The sequence below is a fragment of the Weissella hellenica genome, assembly GCF_005405545.1.
Taxonomy (GTDB): domain Bacteria; phylum Bacillota; class Bacilli; order Lactobacillales; family Lactobacillaceae; genus Weissella; species Weissella hellenica.
Map to the genome: position 1 here is coordinate 49,151 of NZ_BJEG01000004.1, position 25,390 is coordinate 74,540.

The window sequence follows — 25,390 nt, forward strand, 5'->3', positions numbered from 1 at the left end:
GTAATGCAACAGTATAGGTTTAAATAAATAGGTTTAATGGAGAAGGTTTGTGGTAAATACAGAGAAGTTGTTTAATAAAGGGTTTATCAGTGTCACATTGATAAATTTTTTGGTTTATTTTGTTTATTATTTATTGATGGTTATTATTGCAGTGGTCGCCCAAGATAAATTAGGTGCAACACTGAGTCAGGCAGGTTTAGCATCAGGTATCTATGTTATTGGTACGTTAATTGCCCGTCTTTATATTGGTAAAAAGCTTGAGGTTATGGGGCGTAAACAGGTATTAAGAATCGGTATTGTATTATATTTAGTAACAACAATTATGTATTTATATATGCCATCACTGATTGTGTTATACGTCATCCGTTTATTAAATGGTTTCTTTTATGGTATGGTGTCTACGGCAACTAATGCAATCGTTACAGCGTATATTCCTCTTGAACGACGTGGGGAAGGGATTAATTATTATGGATTAAGTACGAGTTTAGCCGCAGCAATTGGTCCATTTTTAGGAATGTTATTATTACACACAACGAGTATTAATTTTATTGTTATCATGGCTAGTGTTATGTTAATCGTTACAACAATTGGTTGTTTTACAATCAAGGTTAACAATATGCACTTAACGACTGAACAGCGCCTTAGTGCTAATAGTTGGCAAATAAGTACCTTTATTGATACGAAAGTTATGTTTATTGCCGGGATTGCATTTCTGATGGGGCTGGCATATTCAAGTGTTTTGTCGTTTTTAGCGTCGTATGTTGTCACAATTAATCTTGTATCAATTAGTTCGTTATTTTTCGTTGTTTATGCACTAGTTATCACAATTACACGACCAATAGCAGGGCGAATTTTTGATCAATATGGTGAGAATTCGGTGATGTATCCAAGCTATATTTTCTTAGCAATCGGATTGTTAGTATTAAGTATGACAACGTCATCATGGTCATTATTATTATCAGGAGCTTTGATTGGATTAGGATATGGTACCTTTATGTCAAATGGGCAAGCAGTTGCTTTACATTTAGAAAAAGATATTAGTCGTATCGGGGTTGCATTATCGACTTATTTTGTGGGATTAGACTTAGGCATTGGTGTTGGACCTTACTTATTGGGTGCTTTGCGCCGATTTGTTGATTTTAAGCAAATGTATACCATGGTGGCAGTGTTACCAATTATATGCGCGGTGCTGTATCGTTTGTTTTATAAAGGGCTTCCTAAAAAGCAGCATAATTAGTAAATTTAGTAATTAAAAATTCGGTTACATATTAAAAAACAGATATTTCCTGCGTAATGTTCGTTATTAACGAACGCTGCGCAGGATTTTTATTTTTATTCAGAGTGTTAGGGCTTTAAAGACGAATTATTTGTTTACAATATCCATTTTTTGGGATATTATAAATATAATGCTTGAGGGGAAACGCAAGCGATATAAAATACATATAGGGATATGTGATAGTAGTTAAAAAGATGCTTACAAATATTGGGGTAATTACGCTTTAACTTATCATAATCTAAAAAAGGTTGGTAAATTTACCAACCTTTTTTAGTCTTGATATAAAATAGCGATGCCTGACAAAGATAATGATATCCGTTATACTTGTTAAAAAGAGATGAGAGAAGTAAGGAGAATAAGTGCGCATGGATAACCAAGATGAAGAATTACGCAATGATAAGCTACTAGATGCAATAGCAGTTTTTCGTGAAGAACAAAATGAGGTTACGGAACATAATTTTATTCAAGCATTGATTGATGCTGTTTTTATTGCACCCGTGAATTTTTCAGAGCCACCTATTATTAAAGAGGATGGGGATGGTATTGAAATTCCAGAAAATGCGCAGATGCAGTTGGTAACATTTGAATTAGAAAATGGTAATGGAGTCTTTCCAGTTTTCACTGATTTGGATGCCTATAATGCACACACGATTGAAGCAGATTTGCCTGTTTATCCTTGGGGAATGTCGTTGTCAGATTATCTACCTATTTTGCAGAATGATGACACTCAAAGTATTGAAGGTTTAGCGGTTAATCCATTTACTAATGGTATGCCAATTACCAGAGATAATATTATGTATATTGCACAGCAAGTTGCAGAATCTGTCCAAGAAGAAGATAATGCTGCTGAGAATGCTGGCGATAGTGATATGGAAATTTCATCTGCTGAAGAGATTATTCCAACGCCATTACGTTATGAGTTAATTGGTATTGCAGATGATGCAATGGGTGCAATCGAGAGTATGTATCTATTGTGGCTAACAAACAATGATGCACAAACATCAAATTATTTGTTAGTCGTGAGCGGGCCTGATCGTGAAGACGTGCAGGCCTTATATCAAAAAATTGCCACGACATTTGAAGAAAAGTCAGGTGAAGAAGGTAGTGCTGTAGATATTGTCTTTGCGGATGATTTCCAAGTTGATCTGTCTGAATTTGATAGTCTATATAATCGTACGTTAGATTAAATGTTATAAATAAGGATGTTTAGAAAGTGTGAAGTAATGAATGAAGACGTTGATTTAACAATTGTTGGAGCTGGTCCAGTTGGAATGTTTGCAGGCTTTTACGCAGGTTTACGTGAATTAAAAGTTGTCATTGTTGAAAGTTTAGCTGATTTGGGTGGTCAAGTTACGAATTTTTATCCTAAAAAAACCATTTTAGATATTCCAGGCTATGTGAATGTTTTGGGAAAAGACATCGTGGCTGATTTAACAAAGCAACTAGAACAATTTGAACAAAAAGTGTTACTTGGTACAACTGTGACAGATATCATTTCAAGTGGCGATGGTTTCCAAATTAAAACCGATCAACAAGATAGTTTTCATACAAAAGGTGTTTTATTAGCTACTGGTGCTGGTGCTTTTGAGCCACGCCGAATTGCGGCTGAAATTTTGGGTGATAATGTTAACCAAAATATTCATTATTCGATTCATGATCTAAATATTTTTGCGGGAAAACGTGTGTTAGTAGCTGGTGGTGGTGACTCAGCAGTCGAAATGGCATTAAAATTAGAAACAACCGCCAAAAACGTTAAATTAACACATCGCCGTGACAAGTTTCGTGCACTTGAACATAGTTTAACGAAGTTATCAAATTCATCAGTGACGTTAGAAACGCCCTATACAATTAAGCAAATTACCAGAGATACAACAGGTGCGTTATTAGTAACGCTACAATTGGCGCGATCAGAAGAGACCAAGGACGTTATTGTTGATGAAATAGTCATTAGTTATGGGTTTCAAACAGAAAATAAAATTATGGCTGGTTGGTCAATTCAACCAGAACATGATGCACAAAATAAAATTGTCGTTACCCAAAATATGGCAACGACAGTACCAAATGTTTATGCAATCGGGGATGTTGCTGTGTACGCTGGTAAGTATGATGTTATTGCAACCGGGTTTGGTGAAGCGCCAACGGCAATTAATGATCTCATGACACATATTTTATCTGATGTTAAGGGACCAGCACATTCAACTGCATTAACGGTGGAAGATGGTACAGTTAAACACTAATTAACATCAGTAACTACTAAAACTTCGTGAAATTTGTTACAATAGTAACGAAGAAAAATAAAAAAAGAGGTGTACCAATGGCAAAGTTAGTTTTAATTCGTCACGGTCAAAGTGAATGGAACGCATTAAACTTATTTAATGGATGGGTTGATACAAAGTTGAGCGATAAAGGTATCGCGCAAGCAAAGGAAGCTGGACAATTGTTGGCTGAAAAAGGCATTCAATTTGATCAAGCTTATACGTCAGTTTTGACACGTGCTATCACAACATTGCACTTGGCTTTGGAAGAAGCTGATCAATTGTGGGTACCTGAAGTTAAGTCATGGCGCTTGAACGAACGTCACTATGGTGCTTTGCAAGGTTTGAATAAGGCCGATGCTGCAACTAAGTGGGGTGATGAACAAGTTCACCAATGGCGTCGTTCATATGACGTTTTGCCTCCACTACTAGAGGAACAAAGTGAAACAATGACTATTGACGGCAAGTCATATCCTGCAATGGATCGTCGTTACCAAGATGTACCTGCTGGTGAATTACCAAAGGGTGAAAACTTGAAGGTTACTTTGGAACGTGTATTGCCATTCTGGGATTCAGACATTTCAAAGGCATTGAAGGACGGTAAGAACGTTGTTATCGGTGCTCACGGAAACTCATTGCGTGCCCTAGTAAAGCACATTGAGCAAATCTCTGATGAAGATATCATGGGTGTTGAAATCGCTAACGGTCAACCTTGGGTTTACGACCTAGATGAAAACTTGAATGTTGTTTCAAAAGACATTTTGACGCCTGAAGCTTAATTAGAATACAAATTGATGAGACTACTGACAGTGATGTTGGTAGTCTTTTTTTTTGTGCTATGGTGGTGGACATTCGTGATGCGTGAATCATTAAATATTCGATTAGTATTCTGAGATTAGTTTTTAATTTTTTAAGCAAAGGGCATTGCTATTAATTTACTAAATGGTGAACTAATGGTTTAAATATGCAATATAAAATGAATATTAACGAAAATAATGTATAAAAAGCAAAAAACGTTGCATTTTATGTATATTTATTCTATTATTTAAAAAACGGTCAAAGAGGGGAAACAATTATGAGCAAAAAGAAAGTGGTTTTAGCATATTCTGGTGGATTAGATACCTCAGTTGAAATTGCCTGGTTAAAAAATGCGGGGTATGACGTGATTGCATGTTGTATTGATGTTGGGGAAGAGAAGGATTTGGTTAAGATTCAGGAGAAGGGGAAGCAAGTTGGGGCTAGTGAATCTGTTGTTATTGATGCGCAACAGGAATTTGCAGAGGAATATGTATTAGTTGCGCTACAAGCGCATGCTTATTATGAAGGTGAGTATCCTTTGATTTCAGCGTTATCACGACCATTGATTGCAAAGAAACTTGTTGAAGTTGCTAACAAGTATGGGGCAACAGCAATTGCTCATGGTTGCACGGGTAAAGGTAATGATCAGGTACGTTTTGAAACAGAAATTCATGCATTAGCGCCAGAAATGAAGATTGAAGATCCTATCCGTGATCAACATATGTCACGTGAAATGGAAATTGCGTATGCAAAAGAGAATGGCATCCCTGTTCCAATTACAAAAGAAAGTCCTTATTCCATCGATGAAAATCTTTGGGGTCGTGCCAATGAATGTGGTTTATTGGAGGATCCATGGGCAACAGCACCCGAGGATGCTTATGAGCGGACAAATGCACTAGAAAATACGCCAGACACACCAGACTATGTAGAAATCACCTTTGATCAGGGAATCCCAGTGGCGCTTAATGGTCAAACATATGAATTGGCTGAGCTCATTAAAGAACTTAATCAAGTGGCTGGTAAGCATGGAATTGGGCGTATCGATCATGTAGAAAATCGTTTGATTGGTATCAAGTCACGTGAAATTTATGAAGCACCTGGTGCCGAAGTTTTGCTAAAAGCGCATAAAGATTTGGAAGATTTAACAACGACAAAAGATTTGGCACATTTTAAGCCAATTATTGAGAAACAAATTGCTGAGACCATTTATAATGCTTTACGGTATACACCATTATTTGATTCATTAAAGGCATTTATTCGTGAAAGTCAAAAAGAAGTGAACGGTGTTGTTCGTGTCAAAATGTTTAAAGGCAATGTGATTTGTGAAGGTCGCCAATCAGACAACTCTCTATATAGCCTGGATTTGGCTACGTATACTTCAGCAGATGCCTTTGATCAGGAATCAGCTGCGGGCTTTATTAAACTGTATAGTTTACCTTCAGTTGTTCATGCCCAAGTGCAGCAAAAATTAACAGCAGCTGAACAATTAGTTTTAAAGTAGAAAGTAGGCAAATTAATGGCAACAAATCAAATGTGGGGTGGTCGCTTTGAAAAGGGCAATCGATCAGATGTTGTGGCATTTAATGCATCGATTGCGTTCGACCAACGATTAGCAAAACATGATTTGATCGGTTCGATAGCTCACGCGAAGATGTTGACCCACACTAAGATACTTTCAAAATTAGAAGGAACGCAAATTGTTGCAGGACTCGAAAAATTACAACAAAAATTGATGGCAGGTGAATTAGGTTTTTCGGATACGTTTGAAGATATTCATATGAATATTGAACATCTCTTGCAGCAAGAAATTGGGGATGTAGCTGGTAAATTGCATACAGCTAGAAGTCGAAATGACCAAACGGCTACCGACATGCATCTTTTTATGAAGGATGAAATCGTGACGATCATGTCATTATTAGACGAGCTACTGGAAGTTGTGGTCACAAAAGCTGACATGAACATCAAGACGTTGATGGCAGGGTATACTCATTTACAACACGCACAGCCCATTTCATATGCCCATTATTTGATGGCTTATTATGAAATGTTTTCACGTGATCGTGAAAGATTTCAAACAGCCTATAATAGTGCAAATCAATCCCCATTAGGGGCTGCTGCCTTAGCGGGAACAACATTTCCGATTGACCGTGAGTACAGTGCACAAATGTTACATTTTGCAAAAAATTATCAAAATTCAATTGATGCAGTATCCGATCGTGATTATCTATTGGATTTTTTACATGCTTCAGCGACTTTAATGATGCATTTAAGTCGTTTCTGTGAAGAAATTATTCAATGGAATTCTTATGAATTTGGTTATATTGAAATCAGTGATGAATTTGCTACGGGTAGTTCGATCATGCCACAAAAGAAGAATCCAGATGTTGCCGAATTGATTCGAGGAAAAACTGGTCGCGTTTATGGTTCGTTATTTTCGTTACTAACCACACTAAAAGGGTTGCCGCTGGCTTACGATAAAGATTTGCAAGAAGATAAAGAGGGTGTTTTTGACACAATTGATACCTTGAAAGCGTGTGTTTCACTGTTTACTGACATGTTAGCGACACTTCAAGTTAAAGCAGATAAACTACAGGACTCATTGACAGATGATTTTTCAAATGCAACTGAGCTCGCAGATTACTTGGCTGATAAGGGATTACCATTTCGACAAGCGCATCAGGTCGTGGGTAAATTAGTTCATTACGGTATTGCGAATTGTGCCCCGCTGCAAGAAATGTCATTGACACAGTTGCAAGAATTTGAACCACTGATAACGGCCGATGTCTATGCTATCCTTGACCCAGAAAACGCAGTAGCGCGTCGGATTTCTTTAGGGTCCACTGGGTTTGATCAGGTAAAGTATCAAATTAATAAGGCCAAAGAAACGTTGATTGAAAAATAACACTAGTAAAAAACACATGCGTTAGATAATGTTGTCCAGCGAGACAAATCTAACGCATGTGTTTTTATTTTTTAATCCATTTATCGTTGTAGTAATATTTGATAGTAAATTTTAATTTTGAGCTTAGTATAATGGTTGTTTTTATAATACGTTGCTTTTAATTTTAGGTTACTAAAAACATTTCGTTTATAAAAACCATTGGTATAATAAGGTACAAGGTTGTTACGAAAGGGAAATGCTTATGTATCAAGAAAAAGTTGTTTTAAATGGTCAGCACTGGATTAGTGTGATTGATCCGAAAGATGAAGATATACAGCAATTAAAAGCAAAATTTCACCTAACAAGTAAATTTCAGTCTTATGTGCAGGATGCAAGAGAGCGTTCACGATTTGAATATAATGATCAGACTAAAACAGCAATGCTAATTTGGCAAGTGATTGTTAAACATGAATCAATGACCGAGTATCAAGTGATACCCGTTAGCTTTATTGTGACAGAAGATACTTTGATTTCAATTCATCCTAAAAATGCTAGTTTGGTTACTCAGGCATTACAAGCATTGTTTGAGCAGCAGGGGACGCCATTAACAAGTATGCTGAGGATTTTATTGCAACTGTTATGGCGATTAAATGATCACTATATGGATCAAATTGATGAGATTAATATACTACGTGAGGCGTTGACAAAGTTTCATAATAATCCAAGTAACCGACAAATTAAGAGATTGTCTTCATTGAGTAATCAGCTTGTTCATTTAACGACCGCAATCGACAATAATGTAATGGCGATTCAACAGATAAAAATAAATGGCAATGATGCGACAGATGAGCTTGTTCTAACTGATAAAGAACGAAATTTGATTGCAGATGTCGAGGTTGAAACGAAACAAAGTCAGCAAATGACGCAGGATACAGCTGAGTTAGTGGACCGCTTATCAAACACATATAATAATTTATTGAATAATACTTTAAACGATACAATGCGCTTCTTAACAATTTGGTCATTAATTTTAGCAGTACCACCAATTATTTCGGGCTTCTACGGAATGAATATGCATCTGCCATTGGCAAAAGGAAACTTCGCTTGGCTGGGGACAATAATGATGACAGCTATTTTAATTATTAGTATTGTGTATTTAGTTAAGAAAAGAAAATGAACGTAAAAATGCCCATAATTGTTGGCTTATACACCTAACAATTATGGGACATTTTTTTTAAGGATTAATTAGATTTCAATATCATCGATATTAACGCCAATTGCATCAGCAACCCGCTTACCGTAATCCATATCAGCACGAGCCATTTGTTGCACCATTAGTTGCTTGTTTTCAAGACTGTCAATGGTACCAAGATTGCTCTTAAATGTTTCTACTAAACGTTGCTTTTCGTCTTCAGGCATTAAGCTGTACAAACGACCAGCAGCAGAATAGTAATCCGTATCGTATGGTTCGTATGCACCAGTCATCCCTTGGAACATGTCGCTAGTAATTGACGCATGTGGATCTTCAACGGGACCATTTTGGCTATTAGGCTCATAATTAACACTGCCATCTTGACCTTGTGCCATAAAGCCATCGCGAGCATAGTTATGAACTTCATTGCGTGGACGGTTAGCCTTCAATTGTTCATAGTTAGCGCCCAAACGATAACGTTGTGCGTCCTTGTATGAGAACAAACGACCTTGTAGCAACTTATCCATTGAAAGTTCGATACCTGGTACTAAGTTAGCGGGTGAGAAAGCAATTTCTTCAACGTCTTCAAAATAGTTGTCAGGATTTGCATTCAAAGTCATGACACCAACCTCATGGAGTGGATAGTCTTTATGGGATACCGTCTTTGTTACATCAAAAATATCATACTTATAATCAAGACCTTCTTGATAAGGAATAATTTGCACTGAAAGGGTCCATGAAGGATAATCACCCTCTTCAATGGCGTTAAACATTTCATTCTGTAGGTAATCAGTGTCTTCACTAGCTAATTTAGCAGCTAGTTCATTAGACATGTTTGACACACCTTGGTCACTGATAAAGTGGTACTTGACCCAGAATTGTTCACCAGCAGCGTTGACCCACTTGTAAGTGTGGCTACCGTAACCATTCATCGTACGCAAACTAGTTGGATTACCACGATCTCCCATTAGGTAAGTGACTTGGTGAATTGATTCGGGTGAATGTGCCCAAAAGTCAAATTGCATATTCACATCACGCCGATGCGTACGAGGGTCACGCTTTTGCGAGTGGATAAAGTCTGGGAACTTCAAAGGATCATTGATAAAGAAAACAGGGGTGTTATTACCAACAATGTCGTAATTACCATCTTCTGTATAGAATTTAACTGAAAATCCGTGAACGTCACGGATTGTATCAGGGTAACCAGATTCACCAGCAACTGATGAGAAACGGACGGCGAGTGGTGTTTCTTTGTTCTCCCCATTGAACAAATTTGCCTTGGTAAATTGACTCATGTCGTGGGTCAATTTAAAGACACCCTTGGCACCAGCTCCCTTAGCATGAACTACTCGTTCGGGTATCCGTTCACGATCAAAGTGGGCTAGTTTTTCTAGTAATTGGTAGTCTTGCATCAAGACAGGGCCACGTGCACCAGCCGTTAAGCTATGTTGGTTATTAGCCCAAGGTTGTCCTGTTTGTGTTGTTAACTTATCGTTCATTTTATTCCCCCATTTATCTCTTGTGTTTACCAGATAGCATATAGATTTTGATAATCTATATAAGTCATTATACTGTTAATTGTTCATTATGCAAATTAATTCACTTTTATAATGCATATACTTTATATATAAAAATATGCTATAAAACTAGTTTGGATCATTGGTTGGATTACTTTTAATGTTTTAGGTGAAAAGAAAGGATTAGGGTTGTTGCAGCAGTTAAATGAATATAAAAAAATTGGGTCCAAAGAAGGTATCCCAATTTTTTAGTTAAAAATGTATTAATTTTGAGCCCACAATTTTAATAGCATAAAGCATTACAAAAGTATGAAATTATTGGATAAGTTAATGGGTGAAGTCAATTACCATACGGCCAATAATTTGATTATTTTTCATTTCATCAATGATATCGTTAATTTCAGATAATGAGCGTGTTTTAACAATTGGCTTGACATGATGTTCAGCACCAAATTGAAAAGCTTCGGCTAGGTCTTGACGAGTACCTACTAATGAACCAGCAACTTTAATACCATCCAAAACAGTTTTAGAGATATTTAATCCCATGTCTCCCTTAGGCAGAGCGATCGCAACTAAGGTACCATCAGGACGTAAGGCATTAACAGCTGTTGTAAATGATTCAGAATTAACGGCAGTAATCAGTGCACTATGAACACCACCAACTTGGTCTTGTAGAATTTTTGAGGCATCTTCCTTGTTTGAATTAATGGTTAAATCGGCACCTAATACTTTGGCAGTCATCAATTTTTTGTCATCAATGTCCACTGCTGCAACGTGGGCGCCAAACACATGATGTGCATATTGAACGGCTAAATTACCTAGGCCACCAGCACCAACGATTTCTACCCATTGACCAGGCTGCACATGACCAGTTTTTAATCCTTTGTAGACTGTTACGCCAGCACAAGTTAGTGAGGTTGCTTCAATTGGATCGAGACCTTCAGGCACTTTAATAGCATAATCAGCTGGTACAATACATTCTTCAGCCATGGCACCATTTACATTAAAGCCTGAGTTTTCAACATTACGGCATAAAGTTTCACGGCCAGTTGTACAATATTCGCAGTGACCACAACCACGATAGAACCAGGCGACTGAAACGCGGTCACCAATTGCAAGATTATCGGCACCGTCATCTAATTTGATGACTTTACCAACGCCTTCATGACCAATAATGCGACCAGGTACGTTACCAAAATCACCGGCCGCAACATGTAAATCTGTGTGACATAAGCCACAATATTCCATTTTAATAAGTGCTTCACCATATTTTAATTCACGTAATGTAACATCTTTTATGTCGACATATCCATCGCAAGTATCTCTGACAACTGCTGCTTTCATAATGTTTATCCCCCTGATAATGTTAGTTGTTAAAAACAATTAAAGTATAACAAAAACTCAATTATAGATAAAGTGAAAACATTCACAATATTTAAAGAGATATGAAATGAGTATCTATTTAAGTCAAAAATGGTACTATTATCTTAATTAATAAGGCAGTAGGGGATAAAAATGGCAAGTATTCAAGATATTGCAACATTAGCTGGTGTTTCAAAAGCAACGGTTTCCAGAATATTAAATCAAGATCCAAGTTTTTCAGTTTCAGATGTTACGCGCAATCGCGTTTGGCAAATAGCAAATCAATTACATTACAAATTAGCGAATGTTGCTAACCGCAATCATCAAGATAAATTACATTTAGCAATTGTGACGGCTTTAACAGCACAAGAAGAATTAACGGATCCTTATTTTCAAGAAATATTAGCTGGTATCAATGAACAAGCGACACTATGGGGCATGAAAATCGCAGATAGTATTAGACTGCCAGCAAACAACGATGTTGACTGGCAAAATTTGGCAGTTTACGGCGCAGTTATTATTGTGGGTATGCTGTCAAATGATGTGTTAGCAACAATTTATCAATATAATAAAAATGTTGTGATTATCGATGATAACCGCATTTTTGATAATTATGATGTCATTCAAAATGATTTTGGACGCCAAACAAAACGATTATTAGATTTGCTTTTTGCTAAAGGACATCGGCAAATCACTTTTATAGGTGGTGAAAAAAAGCTAGTTGGCGAGCAAAAAATTAAAAAAAGTGAATTGTTAGACGTACGCCATCAAGCCTATTTAGATTGGATGACGTTGCATCAACTAGAGGCGTACAAAGATACTCATATTACGAATTGGACATCTGAAGATGCGATGCAGGTGACCAAAAAAATCTTGCAACGAGCAAAACGCCCCACTGCAATTTTTGCAAGTAATGATTTACAAGCGATTGGCATTTATCGTGTCATCCAAGAAATGGCTTATAAAATACCAGATGATATTGCAGTTGTTAGTTTTGATGGGATTGAGATGTCTGAATATTTGTATCCTTCCTTAACAACGGTACGACCAGCCACGAAAGAAATGGGGAAAGAAGCCATTAACTTAGCTCGTGAAAAATTAGTTGGTGATCGTGAATCTGCAATTCAATTAACTATTAATTCAAAATTAATAATACGAGATAGTATATAAATAAAAAAGAATTTGTTTATCATTTTAAAAGCCTAAGATAGGATAATACCTGTCTTAGGCTTTTATTTGAAATAAGTTGATTTTTAAAAAGAAAGCGGTTACAATTTAATTATTGGATTGGTAAACAAGTAAACAAAGGGACGCTATTTACTTGTTTACAGACACTGTTTTAATAAATCTTAGGGGAAGTATTATGGAAAAAATGAACGATCAGGCTAGACAAAGTCCGATGCAAAAAGCAATTTCGCGGGTTTCGTATGCATTCGGTGCGTTTGGTAATGATGTTTTTTATGGCGCATTATCAACGTACTTTATCATGTTTGTGACAACCCACTTGTTTAACACAGGTGATAAGGCACAAAATGATCGCATGATTATGTATATCACGGCGATTATTACGATTTTACGTGTTGTGGAATTAATTATTGATCCATTTATTGGTAATTGGATTGATCGCACGAAAACGCGTTTTGGTCAATTTAAACCATGGGTTGTGATTGGTGGAACGATTACATCAATTATGTTGTTGTTACTATTCACTGATTTGGGGGGATTGAATCAAAGCCATCCTTATTTATATTTAGTAGTCTTTGCAATTTTATATATCATCATGGATATTTTTATGCCTTTAAAGACGTTGCATTTTGGTCAATGATTCCGGCATTGTCGTTTAATTCAAAAGAACGTGAACGGACATCATCATTTGCGCGTATTGGTTCAACTTTAGGTGGTGGCCTTGTTGGTGTTGTGGTAATGCCATTAGTATTGTTCCTTTCAGTTAACCAAGTAAATGGTACAGGTGATTCACGTGGTTGGTTTGCCTTTGGTTTAATCGTTGCTTTGGTTGGTATTGCAACTTCATGGGTTGTTGGTTTGGGAACCAAGGAAGTGCAGTCTGACTTACGTAAAAACGTTAAAGATACCGTTGGTTTCAAACAAATTTTTTCAACATTAGCTAAGAACGACCAATTGATGTGGATTGCTTTAACGTATGGTATTTATGCAATTGGTATTAACATTGAAAATTCGCTAGTTTTGTACTATTTTACATTTATCATGGGTAAGTCGACCCTGTTTTCAATTTTCCAAGGTGTCAATATTGTCATTAGTTTAATTTCTGTTTCAATCTTTCCCAAGTTAGTTGATCGCTTTAACCGACGCCGGGTCTTTGCAACATGTATTGGGATTATGTTGGCAGGACTATTGTTATTCTCATTAGCTGGTAAGTCATTTGCCATGGTTATTGTTGCCGCTGAAATGTTCCAAGTGCCACAGGCAGTTATCTTTTTGGTTGTTTTGATGATTATTTCAGACTCAGTTGAATATGGTCAGTTAAAATTAGGTCATCGTGATGAATCATTAACATTGTCAATTCGACCATTATTGGACAAATTAGGTGGTGCGCTTTCAAATGGTGTTGTTGGACAAGTAGCTGTTATTGCAGGAATGACAACGGGAGCAACAGCAGCGTCAATCACAGCTAGTGGTGCCTTTAGATTTAAATCGATGATGTTTGGTGTGCCAGCTGTATTGTTAGTTATTTCTTTCATTATCTTTTGGCGTAAGTCAACGTTAACTGAAGAACGACACGCAGAAATCGTTGATGAATTAGCTAAGACTTGGGGTAAAAATATTACTGTTGAACAGGAAGAGACACCAAATGCACAAAATATTGTTTTAACCACGCCTGTTGATGGTCAAATTAAACAATTAGCGTCAGTATCAGATCAGACGTTTGCGAGTGGTCAAGTGGGTAAAGGATTTGCAGTTGTACCAACTGATGGTAAAGTATACGCGCCATTTGATGCAACAGTTAAGCAGGTTTTCCCAACTCGTCATGCAGTGGGATTGGTTTCAGCAGATGGCGTTGCCCTACTAATTCACATTGGTTTTGGGACAGTTCATATGAATGGTACTGGTTTTGTCAGTTTGGTGACAGAAGGTCAAACTGTTAAAAAAGGTGATCAATTAATTGAATTCTGGGATCCGGCCATTAAAAAAGCGGGTTATGACGATACAGTAGCTGTTGTGGTAACAAATTGGCAAAACTTTAAAGACTTTAATGTCGTAACACCGATAGATAAACAAGTGACAGCAGTGAGCGAAGCAGTTTTTACTTTAAGCAAAGCGGCCAACGATAATAAAGGAGTAAGCAAATAATGACACCAGGTAATTTAATTGAATTTGATGAAAAGACGCAATCCTTCCATTTGCATAACGATGAAATTTCATATGTACTGGGTATTGAAGAAGATGGCGTTTTAGCGCACCTGTATTATGGACAAAGAATTAAGCAGTATCGTGGTCACCTCAAGAGTCCTAGACTTGATCGTGGCTTTTCGGGTAACTTACCAGGCTCATTAGACCGCACATACTCATTAGATGCAATTTTGCGTGAATATAGTTATGAGGGGGATGGGGATTATAGATCGCCAGCGCTGGTGATTCGTCAAGCAGATGGAAGCCGGTCAGCATTCTTCAAATACCAAGATCATACAATTTCGGATGGTAAACCTAAGTTAGTGGGGTTACCAGCGACATATGTTATGGATGATACTGAAGCACAGACATTGACCATTAATTTAGTTGATGAAGTGAGTCAATTAAATCTGGCGATGAATTATACGATTTATCGCCAACGACCAGTTATTACTCGTTCTGTCCAAATCATTAATAATGGTGATCAAGCGGTTCACGTAGAGAAAGTGGCCTCAATGATGATTGATTTACCGGCCGGCGCAAAGGACGTCATTTCCTTGCCAGGTGGACAAGTTAATGAACGTAATATTAACCGCGAACCAATTACGTTTGGTACGAAAGTATTCCAAAGTCGCCGTGGTACGACAAGTCATCATATGAATAATTTTATTGCAATTGCCGATACGCATGCTGATGAATTTCAAGGTGAAGTATTTGGATTAAGTTTTGTTTATTCGGGAAATCATAAAGAAGAAGTCAGCAAGGATCCATATGGTACGTATCGGATTGCTGTTGGTGTTAATGATGACCAATTTGATTGGGAGCTTGCACCAAAAGATAGTTTCCAAACGCCCGAAGTGATTATGACGTATTCGCATACTGGTTTGAATGGCATGAGTCAGGCACTGCATGATGTCTTACGACAACGCATTGTTCGTAGTAAATATAAAAATACAGCACGACCAATTGTTGTGAATAATTGGGAAGCAACTTTTATGGACTTTGATGAAGCCAGATTACAACCAATTGTTGATGAAGCCAAAGAAATGGGCATTGAGATGTTTGTGCTTGATGATGGCTGGTTAGGTCATCGTGATGATGACAACACATCATTAGGCGATTGGCAGGTATTAGCAAAGAAATTCCCACAGGGATTGCAACATTTCGCAGATTATATTCATGAACGTGATTTACAATTTGGTATCTGGTTTGAACCAGAAATGATTTCGATTGATTCTGATTTGTATAAAAACCATCCAGAATATATGCTTAAGGTTCCAAACCGTAACCCCAGCCCATCACGTAATCAATATGTATTAGATATCGGGCGACCAGAAGTTCGTGAAAATATTCATGCCCAAATGAAGACCATTCTTGATAATGCGGACATTGATTATGTGAAGTGGGATATGAACCGTAATTTGACTGACATTTATGCAACTGATTTACCAGCAGATCGTCAGGGTGAAGTGATGCACCGTTATGTCTTGGGCTTGTATCAATTGCTAGAAGATTTGACGACTGAGTACCCAGATATTCTGTGGGAAGGTTGCTCGGGTGGTGGAGGCCGTATTGATGCTGGTTTCATGTATTACATGCCACAATCTTGGGCTAGTGATAACACCGATGCTGTTGCGCGCATGCAGATTCAATATGGGACATCAATTGCTTACCCAACTTCATCGTTTACTTCACACGTTTCAGAGGCACCAAATCAGCAAACGGGACGCTATACATCACTTCAGACACGTGGTGCAGTTGCAATGAGTAGTGTCTTTGGCTATGAGTTGGATCTTACTCAGATGGATGATGAAGAGAAACAAGCTGTTAAAGAGCAAGTCGCACAGTATAAGCAAATACGTCAATTAGTACAATATGGGCAATATAGTCGTTTACTGGATCCAAGTGAAGGTAATCGGGGAGCTTGGATGTTTGTTAGTGAAGATAAAAATGAAGCTTTAGTATTCTCGTTTAATATTTTGTCACAGGCCCAGCCAGAAAATAACACGCTTAAGTTAGTGGATTTGGATGCTGATAAAGTATATCAAAATGTTGTTACGGGTGATGAATTTGGTGGGGATGAATTAATGCATGCCGGCATTTATGAACCAGCTGTATTTTCAGATTTTAATGCAGTAATTTACCATTATAAGGCTAAGTAAGCTTAATTAGAACAAAGCTACATTTTTAAAATGCAATCAAGAGGATCATTTTTAGATTTTAAATCTAGAAGGGATGCTCTTTTTAGCGTTAATGGCCAATTATATTTTGCCATTAATTGTATATTTAGAGAAATATACAATAAAAACAAGTTATAATAGCGTCATGGAAGGGAGCATGACATGGTAAATAACAGACAAGTGACACAATATTGGGGAAATTTTTGTGCGTTAAAAGGGATATCACCAGCAACGCCTTATTCAGCTTGGGCATATGGGGATAGCCCAGAAATGGCAGATGAATTAGCTGAGCTAACACGGCGCGGCATCAAGACGGCGACAACATCTGCAGCTGATTTATACGAGTCAGACGAACCCCAACCTTATGTCGGTGAATATAATCTAATTTTAGATGGTCACCAACAACCAGTTTGTATTACAGTAACGAAAGTAGTCGAGGTAGTACCGTATGATGTCGTTTCAGCTGAACATGCGTATCATGAAGGGGAGGGCGACCGTTCGTTAGCTTATTGGCGACAGGTTCACCAAAAATTTTTTAAAGCAGAATATGCTAGTATAGGGCGGCAATTTAATGAGCAAATACCTTGTATTTGTGAAGTTTTTGAAGTGGTGTATGTTTTTTAAAATGAAGAGGGGTAAATAGACGATGACACAAGACACATTTCGTATGACACAATTTGATTTGACAGGAAAAGTTGCTATTGTTACAGGTGGTGCATCAGGATTAGGGCAATATTATACAAAGGCACTTAGTACAGCAGGTGCTGATGTTTTAATTATTTCTCGTTCACAAAAAGGCTGGGACGACATTAAGTCTCATGCGCAAATGACGGGTCATCGCGCTGAATTTTTGGCGATTGATATTACTGAAGATGACGCTGCTGATAAAATTGTGGCTTATGCGATGGCAACTTTTGGAAAAATTGATATTTTGGTTAATAATGCTGGTATGACAATTCGTCATGAATGGGATGAATTTCCAAAAGAGGATTGGGATAAAGTGATTAATTTGAATTTAAATGCGCTATATTATCTATCGCAGGCGGTTGCTAAAGTTATGGCAAAGCAAGAAAGCGGTAAGATTATTAACGTTGCTTCGATGCAATCATATCGAGCAGGAAAGTTTATCTATCCATACGCAGCCAGTAAGCATGGGGTTGTTGGTTTAACCAAAGCATATGCTGATGCATTAGCAGCTCATAATATTCAAGTTAATGCGATTGCACCCGGGTATGTGAATACTGATATGACAAAGCCGTTGCAAGAAGATCCTGTACGTGGTCCTGAAATTTTGAATCATATTCCAGCAGGCCACTGGGCGGATCCTTCAGAATTGATGGGTGTCGTCGTCTTTTTGGCGAGTGATGCTGCTAGTTATATAACCGGCGTTACGCTACCTGTTGATGGCGGGTATTTGTTACGTTAAGGTGAATAAATAAACTCTCATGAAAGCGATTAAAGAACATTAAATCAAGTATTTAATTATGGGGCAAAAATTAGATAAAATTAATGTGAAAAAGGGCTAGTCAAAACTTGTGAAAGCGATTACAATAAAATGTACCGTTTTAGATTGTGAACGGTATTGTTGATATTTTGTTGATATTTAAATTGCTATCTTAAGGAGAAATTATTATGCCATTATTTTGGGTTTTCGTGGGCATTGTTTTATTGATTTTATTAATTGTTAAATTCAAATTAAACACCTATGTCTCATTGTTAGTGACAGCTGTATTTTTAGCACTTGTGTTGGGGATTCCCGTCGATAAAATTGGTCCAGCCATTGAAACAGGAATTGGGGGTCAATTGGGCCACTTAGCGATTGTCTTTGGTCTTGGATCAATGATTGGAAAATTGGTTTCTGATACTGGTGGTGGATACAGAATTGCAAATACTTTGATTCAAAAGTTTGGTCGCAAGCAAATTCAAATTGCGATTATTCTAGCTTCATTCATTGTTGGAATTGCCCTATTCTTTGAAGTTGGTTTAGTTGTGTTGCTACCAATTTTGTTTGTGATTGCTAGTGAGCTTAAAATCCCACTACTATATCTTGGTATTCCAATGGCTGCTACGCTGAATACAGCGCATGCATTCTTACCACCTCATCCGGCACCAACGGCTGTTGCAGGGGTCTTTAATGCAAGTATTGGTCAAGTTTTGTTGCTAGGAATAATTGCCGCTATTCCAACAATTATTATCGCAGGGCCAATCTTCAATATCATTTTGAAAAAAGTGTATCCAAGTGTGTATCATAAGGAAACGCCAAACGTTTTTGGAGAATTCAAGACATTTAAAATTGAAGAAACACCCGGTTTTGGTATTAGTATCTTAACATCAATGATGCCTGTTATTTTGATTGGAATTGCGACAATTTTAGAACCATTCTTGTCTACTAAGTCAGTCATTGGTCAAACAATTACATTTATTGGTAGTCCAGATATTGCGATGTTGCTATCATTAATCTTTGCAGTATTCACAATGGGTGTGATGCGTCATGTTAAGATGACAGAAATTGGTAATACGCTGACAGAATCGATTAAGCAAATTGCCATGATGCTACTAATCATTGGTGGTGGTGGGGCCTTGAAAGAGGTTCTTATCGAAGGTGGTATTTCAGATTATGTATCAGCATTATTCGCTGATACTTCAATGTCACCGATTATTGCGGCTTGGTTAATAACGGCAGTTTTGCGTGTTAGCCTAGGTTCTTCAACTGTTGCCGGGATTACAGCCGCTGGTTTGATTGCGCCATTAGTTGCTTCATCAACGATTAACCCTGCCTTGATTGTTTTGGCAATTGGAGCTGGTTCAGTCTTTGCTGATCACGTTAATGATGCTGGTTTCTGGATGATCAAGGAGTACTTTGGTCTATCACTAAAGGAAACGCTACTATCATGGACAACTTTGACTAGTGTATTGGCAGTAGCTGGCCTAGGATCAGTGCTTGTTCTATCATTATTTGTTTAAGTAAAAAGATATAAGGCGTTCACGCTATAGAAATTGTAGACGCATGATGGATACAATATATTTTTAATTAAAAAAAGTTGGGACATCTTCTTTTGTCCCAACTTCCACAAAAGCTTAGGAATGACGAAATGTCAATCTTGAGCTTTTTGTTTTGAATTAATATCTTTTGGTTTACCAACAGGCGCATCTTGTACACCTAAGATACTTAAAATAAATGCCACAATTGGAATACCAATGATTAAGCCCCATGCACCTAATAAATGTTCCATGACAATAATTGTTGCAAAGGTCAAAAAGATTGGTAACTCAGTACGATTAGCCATCAAACGGGGATGTAAGAAGTATGATTCAAACAAATGAATGACAGCAACTAAGGCCCAAACTTCAAACATACCTGTCCAACTCAGGGCAGCAAATGAAATGATACTTAATGGAATCAATGAAAGAATGACACCAGCAATCGGGATTAGACCTAAAATAAAAATCAATAAAGCCATCACCATGATACTTGGGACTTTAATCAAACTCAAACCAATCACCATTAGGATTGTGTTGATAAAAGCAATAGTCAATTGAACCTCAATGACACTGCCTAAAATAAGAATAAAGGTACTACCTAAATCGTAAACATGTTTAAAAAAAACGGGGTAATCAGAGTTTAAAAACTTTGTGCCAAATTTTTGGAGCTTGGTCCATGAAATGGCACAGATAAAACTCAAGAAAATAGATAGGGCAATTTTTGACAGCAAACCACTAATTGCCGTAATAGTATCCAAACCACTTGCCAATAATGCTCGCCAATTTTTAGTGACTTCGGTTAACAAATCAAGATTTTGATATGTTTCGTCTAGATATTTTTTGACATCAGGAAAGTTTTGAATAAATTTCATCACTTCATCAGGAATAACAGCAAATTGTTCAATTAAGGTTGGCATGATAAAGGTAATCGCCATGCCTAAAACAACTAAACAGACGATAAAGAAAAGTAAAACAGACAAACCATAGGGGATTTTAGTCCAGTATTTGATTTTAGTAGCGCTTTTAATCGCTAAGTAACTAAAAATTATGGTTAAGAGGACAATACTAATTAAATCTTTGACAACATATAAAATAGCTAAAATAAAAATTAAAGCAATTAATTTTTGAACATCTACTCGTTTAAATAATGATTTTAAATCGGTCACGTATGTACTCCTTAAACTTTTAATAACTGTCTTTCATTATACGCATGTTTTCAGAAAATAACACGTGAGGAGGCAGCTGATGATTAGGCTTGTAAGAAAGATAATGAATCTAATTTGTCATCTAATTGTAAACAAAAAATTTAACGAATAGTTGCGTTAATAAAATGATACATCCATAAATTAAAACGTTTTATAACAAACGTTTTAATTTCTTAGATGCTTTTTATTCGTTTTTTAATCAATAAATAGCTTTAAAAATACGTAAAACGTTTTACCTTAAAGTGCAAAAAACTAATAATATCGATTGCGCATGACGGCGTTACAGGCTATACTAACCAAAGGAATTAACGATAAACATTTTGTTAACCAAATTGTTAACCAAACAAATGGATCAAATAGTGATGCACGAAAGTTGAGGAGAATGAAACATGGTTTCACGTCGTAATTTAGTAATTGGTGGAGTTGCTGTTGTTATTATCGCCGGTATTGGCGCAACGGTACTGGGTAATAAGGGCACAAGTACTGATAAAAAAGATTTTTCAGTTGCCATGGTAACTGATGTTGGCGGTGTGGATGATCGATCATTCAACCAATCTGCTTGGAAAGGTGTTACTGATTGGGGTAAGTCGCACGATTTGACTAAGGGTAAAGATGGTTATAATTATTTTGCTTCAAAAACAAATGCCGATTTTGCCCCCAACTTCCAACAAGCTGTTTCAGCAAATTACAATTTGATAATCGGTGTTGGTTATGCAACCAATGATGCTTTGGTCGACTCAGCATCAAAAAATAAAAAGACTAACTATGTGTTGATTGATGATGTTGCTAAGAAACCATTGAAAAATGTTGCGTCAATGATGTTTAAACAACACGAGGCGTCATACTTAGCAGGTGTTGCTGCAGCAACAAAAGCACAAGCATTAGGTGACAATAAGGTTGGTTTTATTGGTGGTATGAGTTCAGCAACGATTAAGGCATTCCAAGCAGGTTATGCTGCAGGTGTTAAATCTGTTGATCCAAATATGAAGGTTGATGCCCAATATATTGAATCATTTACGGACACGGCTAAATCAAAAACAATTGCTGATGCTATGTATACATCCGGTTCACATATTATTTTCCAAGCTGCTGGACCAGCTGGAAATTCAGTGTTTACAGCGGCTAAAGATATTGATACGAAACTAGCTGCCGATGATAAAAATAAAGCATGGGTAATTGGTGTGGATATGGATCAAAAAGATCAAGGTGCATACAAGGCTAAAAACGGTGATGCAGCTAACTTGACCATGGCCTCAGCTGTTAAGAAAATTCCTAGTTCAATTGTTAAAATTGCTGACCAAGCCATGAAGGGTGACTTCCCTGGTGGTAAGACAGTTACATTTGGTTTGAAGAATAATGGTGTCGGTCTAACAACTGCTAATTTGAACGATAAAGAAAAGCAAGCAGTTCAAAAAGCTGAAGATGCTGTAAAAGCTGATGATGTTAAGGTACCTAGCCAGGTAAATTAAGAACACTAGTGATAATAGGGGTGGCTATAAAAGCGGAACAAATCAATGTTCGGCTTTTTTGGCTGTTAATCAACAAATTATAAAAGTTATGTAACAAGAATATTAAAAGACGAATTATTTTGTGTTGAATACTAGTAAAACGACTTAAATATATGTAAAATGACTCTTATATATTGAGTTTATGATAGGTAAGTTAGAAATTTTTTCAGGGAGAAAGAAAATATGGCAGATGAGCCAATTGTGCTTGAAATGCACAATATCGTGAAACAATTCGGTGAGTTTCGTGCAAATAATGATATTAACTTGCAGGTAAGACACGGTCAAATTCATGCCTTACTTGGTGAAAACGGTGCAGGTAAGTCAACCTTAATGAATCAGTTATCTGGTTTATTACAGCCCACGTCAGGTGATATTTTAATTAATGGTCAAAAAACGGTTGTTGATAGTCCTACAAAAGCAGCCGAATTAGGTATAGGGATGGTTCACCAACATTTTATGTTGATTGATGCCTTTACAGTAGCTGAAAATATTGTATTGGGTTCGGAGCCAGTTAATGGGATGAACCTAAATATCAAAAAAGCGACTCAGGATATTAAAGATTTATCAGAACAATACGGATTAGATGTCGATCCACAAGCCTTAGCTGGCGATATTTCAGTGGGGATGCAACAGCGTGTTGAAATTTTAAAAACATTATATCGTGGTGCTGATATTTTGATTTTTGATGAACCCACAGCGGTATTAACACCGCAAGAAATCGATGAATTAATGAGCATTATGCGTCATTTAGCAGCTGAAGGTAAGTCAGTTATCTTAATTACACATAAGTTAGATGAAATTAAGGCGGTTGCGGATCAAGTGACAGTTATTCGTCGTGGTAAATCAATTGATTCATTCCCAGTTGCAGGGGTGTCATCACAAGAATTAGCTGACATCATGGTTGGTCGTTCCGTATCACTATATGATACGGAAAAGGTGCCAGCGAACCCTAAGGATACAGTGTTATCATTAGACCACTTAACTGTTAATGATAGTCGTGGTATCGCAGCCGTTAAAGATTTAAGCCTTGATTTTAAAGCTGGTGAAGTTTTGGGAATTGCAGGAATTGATGGTAATGGGCAATCTGAGCTGATTTCAGCTATTACGGGCTTGATGCCGGTTGCTTCCGGAAAAGTTATGCTACACGGGAAAAAAATTACAAATAAAAAGCCCCGTCAAATAACAGAAGCCGGCGTTGCCCATATTCCAGAAGATCGACACCGTTTCGGCTTGGAATTAGAAATGACTTTAGCTGAAAATATTGCCTTGCAAACATACTATAAACGACCACTTTCAAAAATGGGTGTGCTTGATTACAACGCTATTAATCAACATGCGCGTGACTTAATTGAAAAGTTTGATGTGCGTACGGTTAATGAATTAGTAACGGCTGGTTCATTATCAGGTGGTAATCAACAAAAAGCTATTATCGCTCGTGAATTAGATCGTGATGCAGATTTTGTGATAGCAGCGCAACCAACACGTGGGTTGGATGTTGGGGCCATTGAATATATTCATCAACAATTAATTAATCAACGTGATGCAGATAAAGCAGTCATGTTAATTAGTTTTGAATTAGATGAAATTTTGAATGTTGCCGATCGTATTGCTGTTATTTCACATGGTGAAATAACAGGTATTGTGAATGCAGATGAAACCTCAAAAAATGAGTTGGGATTGTTAATGGCTGGTATGTCATTAGATCAAGTCCGGGCACAATTAGCAGGAGAATAATCTCGTGAATAAAATTAATTCATATAGTACAGGGCTCATTGCCGGCTTAGCTGTCTTCTTTGGTTTGATAGTTGGTGCGGTGATTATGCTTATTTCAGGATTTAATCCAGTTACGGGTTATATTAGTCTCGTTCAGTCAGCTTTAGGGTCTTCATTAAATATTGGTGAAGTCTTACGAGCAATGACCCCCTTAATCTTAACAGCAGCTGGCTTTTTGGTTGCCCAATCAGCTGGATTCTTTAACATCGGACTTTCTGGTCAAGTTTGGGTAGGTTGGATTGCATCAACTTGGTTTGTATTAGCTAATCAAGGGATGAATCCTTGGATTCTGATTCCAGCAGCTGTCATTATTGGTGCAGCCGGTGGTGCCGTAATGGGCTTTATTCCAGGTTGGTTACGTGCGCAATTTGGGGCATCAGAAGTTATTACAACAATTATGTTAAATTATATTGTTTTGTATGGTGGTAATGCGGTTGTGCAAGGATTGCCACAAAAATTGATAGCCACAACAGATATGACTAAAACGTTATCAACAACGGATTCATTACGTTGGGATTTCCTATCTAACATAACAGGTGGTTCACGGTTTAACATTGGATTTATCATTGCGGTTGTCGCTTTGTTAGCCATTTGGTTTGTGATGAAACGGACAACTTTAGGATTTGAAATTCAAGCTGTTGGTTTGAATCCGGATGCAGCCCGCTATGCAGGTATGTCAGCTAAGCGTAATGCCATTATGGCAATGACTATTTCTGGTACATTAGCTGGTTTAGCCGGTGCTACTGAAGGATTGGGAACTTATCTAAATATTTTCTCACAGTCATCAGCACCACAAGTTGGTTATGATGGTATGGCCGTCGCACTATTAGCATCAGGTTCATTCCTGGGAATTTTGTTTGCTGCCTTTTTGTTCTCAGTTCTATCAGTTGGTGGACTGGGTATGCCATTAGCTACTGGTGTCCCCACTGAATTGGTTTCAGTTGTTACTGCAGCTATTATTTTCTTCATTGGTGCTAACTACTTAATTCGTTTAATTTTGGTTAAACTTGATGAAGATGATAGTAAATCAAAGAATAAAAAAGACAAAAAGAAAAAAGCAACCAAACTTAACAAAAAGGAGGCCAAGTAATC

General features: G+C 37.2%; 19 protein-coding genes and 1 pseudogene. 17 read left to right on the forward strand and 3 right to left on the reverse strand.

Annotated elements, in window-relative coordinates:
* Positions 1-49: 49 nt before the first annotated feature.
* The 7 genes from FFM61_RS03570 (at position 50) to FFM61_RS03600 (ending at position 8,387) form a co-directional block, all read left to right on the forward strand.
* Entirely contained in the window at positions 50-1,237 is a 1,188-nt protein-coding gene (locus FFM61_RS03570; RefSeq protein WP_074427278.1) for an MFS transporter, read from the forward strand.
* A 404-nt stretch (positions 1,238-1,641) separates the two neighbouring features.
* A complete protein-coding gene (locus FFM61_RS03575; RefSeq protein WP_074427279.1) occupies positions 1,642-2,463 on the forward strand; it encodes an SseB family protein in 822 nt (273 codons plus the stop codon).
* A gap of 36 nt (positions 2,464-2,499) precedes the next feature.
* The gene (locus FFM61_RS03580; protein ID WP_074427280.1) at positions 2,500-3,513 is read left to right on the forward strand and encodes an NAD(P)/FAD-dependent oxidoreductase; all 1,014 of its coding nucleotides are present in this window, start codon (positions 2,500-2,502) and stop codon (positions 3,511-3,513) included.
* Positions 3,514-3,590: 77 nt separating this feature from the next.
* Positions 3,591-4,310 carry a 2,3-diphosphoglycerate-dependent phosphoglycerate mutase gene (gene gpmA, locus FFM61_RS03585; protein ID WP_074427281.1) on the forward strand — a complete coding sequence of 240 codons (720 nt, stop codon included), beginning with the start codon at positions 3,591-3,593 and terminating at the stop codon, positions 4,308-4,310.
* Between the two features lie 296 nt (positions 4,311-4,606).
* Complete coding sequence (locus FFM61_RS03590) at positions 4,607-5,830, forward strand: argininosuccinate synthase (RefSeq protein WP_074427282.1); 1,224 nt, start codon at positions 4,607-4,609, stop codon at positions 5,828-5,830.
* 15 nt (positions 5,831-5,845) lie between these two features.
* Entirely contained in the window at positions 5,846-7,231 is a 1,386-nt protein-coding gene (gene argH / locus FFM61_RS03595; protein WP_074427283.1) for an argininosuccinate lyase, read from the forward strand.
* 241 nt (positions 7,232-7,472) lie between these two features.
* The gene (locus FFM61_RS03600) at positions 7,473-8,387 is read left to right on the forward strand and encodes a magnesium transporter CorA family protein (RefSeq protein ID WP_074427284.1); all 915 of its coding nucleotides are present in this window, start codon (positions 7,473-7,475) and stop codon (positions 8,385-8,387) included.
* Between the two features lie 68 nt (positions 8,388-8,455).
* On the opposite strand, the gene FFM61_RS03605 is transcribed toward FFM61_RS03600, so the two are convergent.
* On the reverse strand, positions 8,456-9,901 hold the full coding sequence (locus tag FFM61_RS03605) for a catalase (protein WP_074427285.1): 1,446 nt from the start codon (positions 9,899-9,901) through the stop codon (positions 8,456-8,458).
* Between the two features lie 345 nt (positions 9,902-10,246).
* Complete coding sequence (adhP, locus tag FFM61_RS03610) at positions 10,247-11,263, reverse strand: alcohol dehydrogenase AdhP (RefSeq protein ID WP_074427286.1); 1,017 nt, start codon at positions 11,261-11,263, stop codon at positions 10,247-10,249.
* A gap of 171 nt (positions 11,264-11,434) precedes the next feature.
* On the opposite strand from adhP, the gene FFM61_RS03615 reads away from it, so the two are divergent.
* From FFM61_RS03615 to FFM61_RS03640, 7 genes and pseudogenes are all read left to right on the forward strand, one after another.
* Positions 11,435-12,451, forward strand: a complete 1,017-nt coding sequence (locus FFM61_RS03615; RefSeq protein WP_074427287.1) for a LacI family DNA-binding transcriptional regulator — start codon at positions 11,435-11,437, stop codon at positions 12,449-12,451.
* A gap of 229 nt (positions 12,452-12,680) precedes the next feature.
* Positions 12,681-14,005 (forward strand): annotated as a pseudogene (locus FFM61_RS03620) (glycoside-pentoside-hexuronide (GPH):cation symporter); the annotation flags it as partial.
* A complete protein-coding gene (locus FFM61_RS09055; protein ID WP_240005966.1) occupies positions 13,982-14,611 on the forward strand; it encodes a PTS sugar transporter subunit IIA in 630 nt (209 codons plus the stop codon). The pseudogene FFM61_RS03620 and the gene FFM61_RS09055, both read left to right, overlap by 24 nt.
* Complete coding sequence (locus tag FFM61_RS03625) at positions 14,611-16,812, forward strand: alpha-galactosidase (protein ID WP_074427288.1); 2,202 nt, start codon at positions 14,611-14,613, stop codon at positions 16,810-16,812. Before FFM61_RS09055 ends, FFM61_RS03625 begins: the two co-directional genes overlap by 1 nt.
* 180 nt (positions 16,813-16,992) lie before the next feature.
* Positions 16,993-17,454 (forward strand): ASCH domain-containing protein, encoded by a 462-nt coding sequence (locus FFM61_RS03630; RefSeq protein WP_074427289.1) that lies wholly within the window; start codon positions 16,993-16,995, stop codon positions 17,452-17,454.
* Between the two features lie 22 nt (positions 17,455-17,476).
* Positions 17,477-18,256, forward strand: a complete 780-nt coding sequence (locus tag FFM61_RS03635; RefSeq protein ID WP_074427290.1) for a glucose 1-dehydrogenase — start codon at positions 17,477-17,479, stop codon at positions 18,254-18,256.
* A gap of 206 nt (positions 18,257-18,462) precedes the next feature.
* Positions 18,463-19,794, forward strand: a complete 1,332-nt coding sequence (locus FFM61_RS03640) for a gluconate:H+ symporter (RefSeq protein ID WP_074427291.1) — start codon at positions 18,463-18,465, stop codon at positions 19,792-19,794.
* 131 nt (positions 19,795-19,925) lie between these two features.
* Here the strand turns inward: FFM61_RS03640 and FFM61_RS03645 are convergent, their stop codons facing one another.
* Positions 19,926-20,978 (reverse strand): AI-2E family transporter, encoded by a 1,053-nt coding sequence (locus tag FFM61_RS03645; RefSeq protein WP_074427292.1) that lies wholly within the window; start codon positions 20,976-20,978, stop codon positions 19,926-19,928.
* 428 nt (positions 20,979-21,406) lie between these two features.
* Between FFM61_RS03645 and FFM61_RS03650 the strand changes: the two genes are divergently transcribed.
* The 3 genes from FFM61_RS03650 to FFM61_RS03660 all read left to right on the forward strand — a co-directional run bounded on the left by FFM61_RS03650 (position 21,407) and on the right by FFM61_RS03660 (position 25,388).
* Positions 21,407-22,486 carry a BMP family lipoprotein gene (locus FFM61_RS03650; RefSeq protein ID WP_074427293.1) on the forward strand — a complete coding sequence of 360 codons (1,080 nt, stop codon included), beginning with the start codon at positions 21,407-21,409 and terminating at the stop codon, positions 22,484-22,486.
* Between the two features lie 222 nt (positions 22,487-22,708).
* On the forward strand, positions 22,709-24,259 hold the full coding sequence (locus FFM61_RS03655) for an ABC transporter ATP-binding protein (RefSeq protein WP_074427294.1): 1,551 nt from the start codon (positions 22,709-22,711) through the stop codon (positions 24,257-24,259).
* A 4-nt stretch (positions 24,260-24,263) separates the two neighbouring features.
* A complete protein-coding gene (locus FFM61_RS03660; protein ID WP_074427295.1) occupies positions 24,264-25,388 on the forward strand; it encodes an ABC transporter permease in 1,125 nt (374 codons plus the stop codon).
* Positions 25,389-25,390 lie beyond the last annotated feature (2 nt).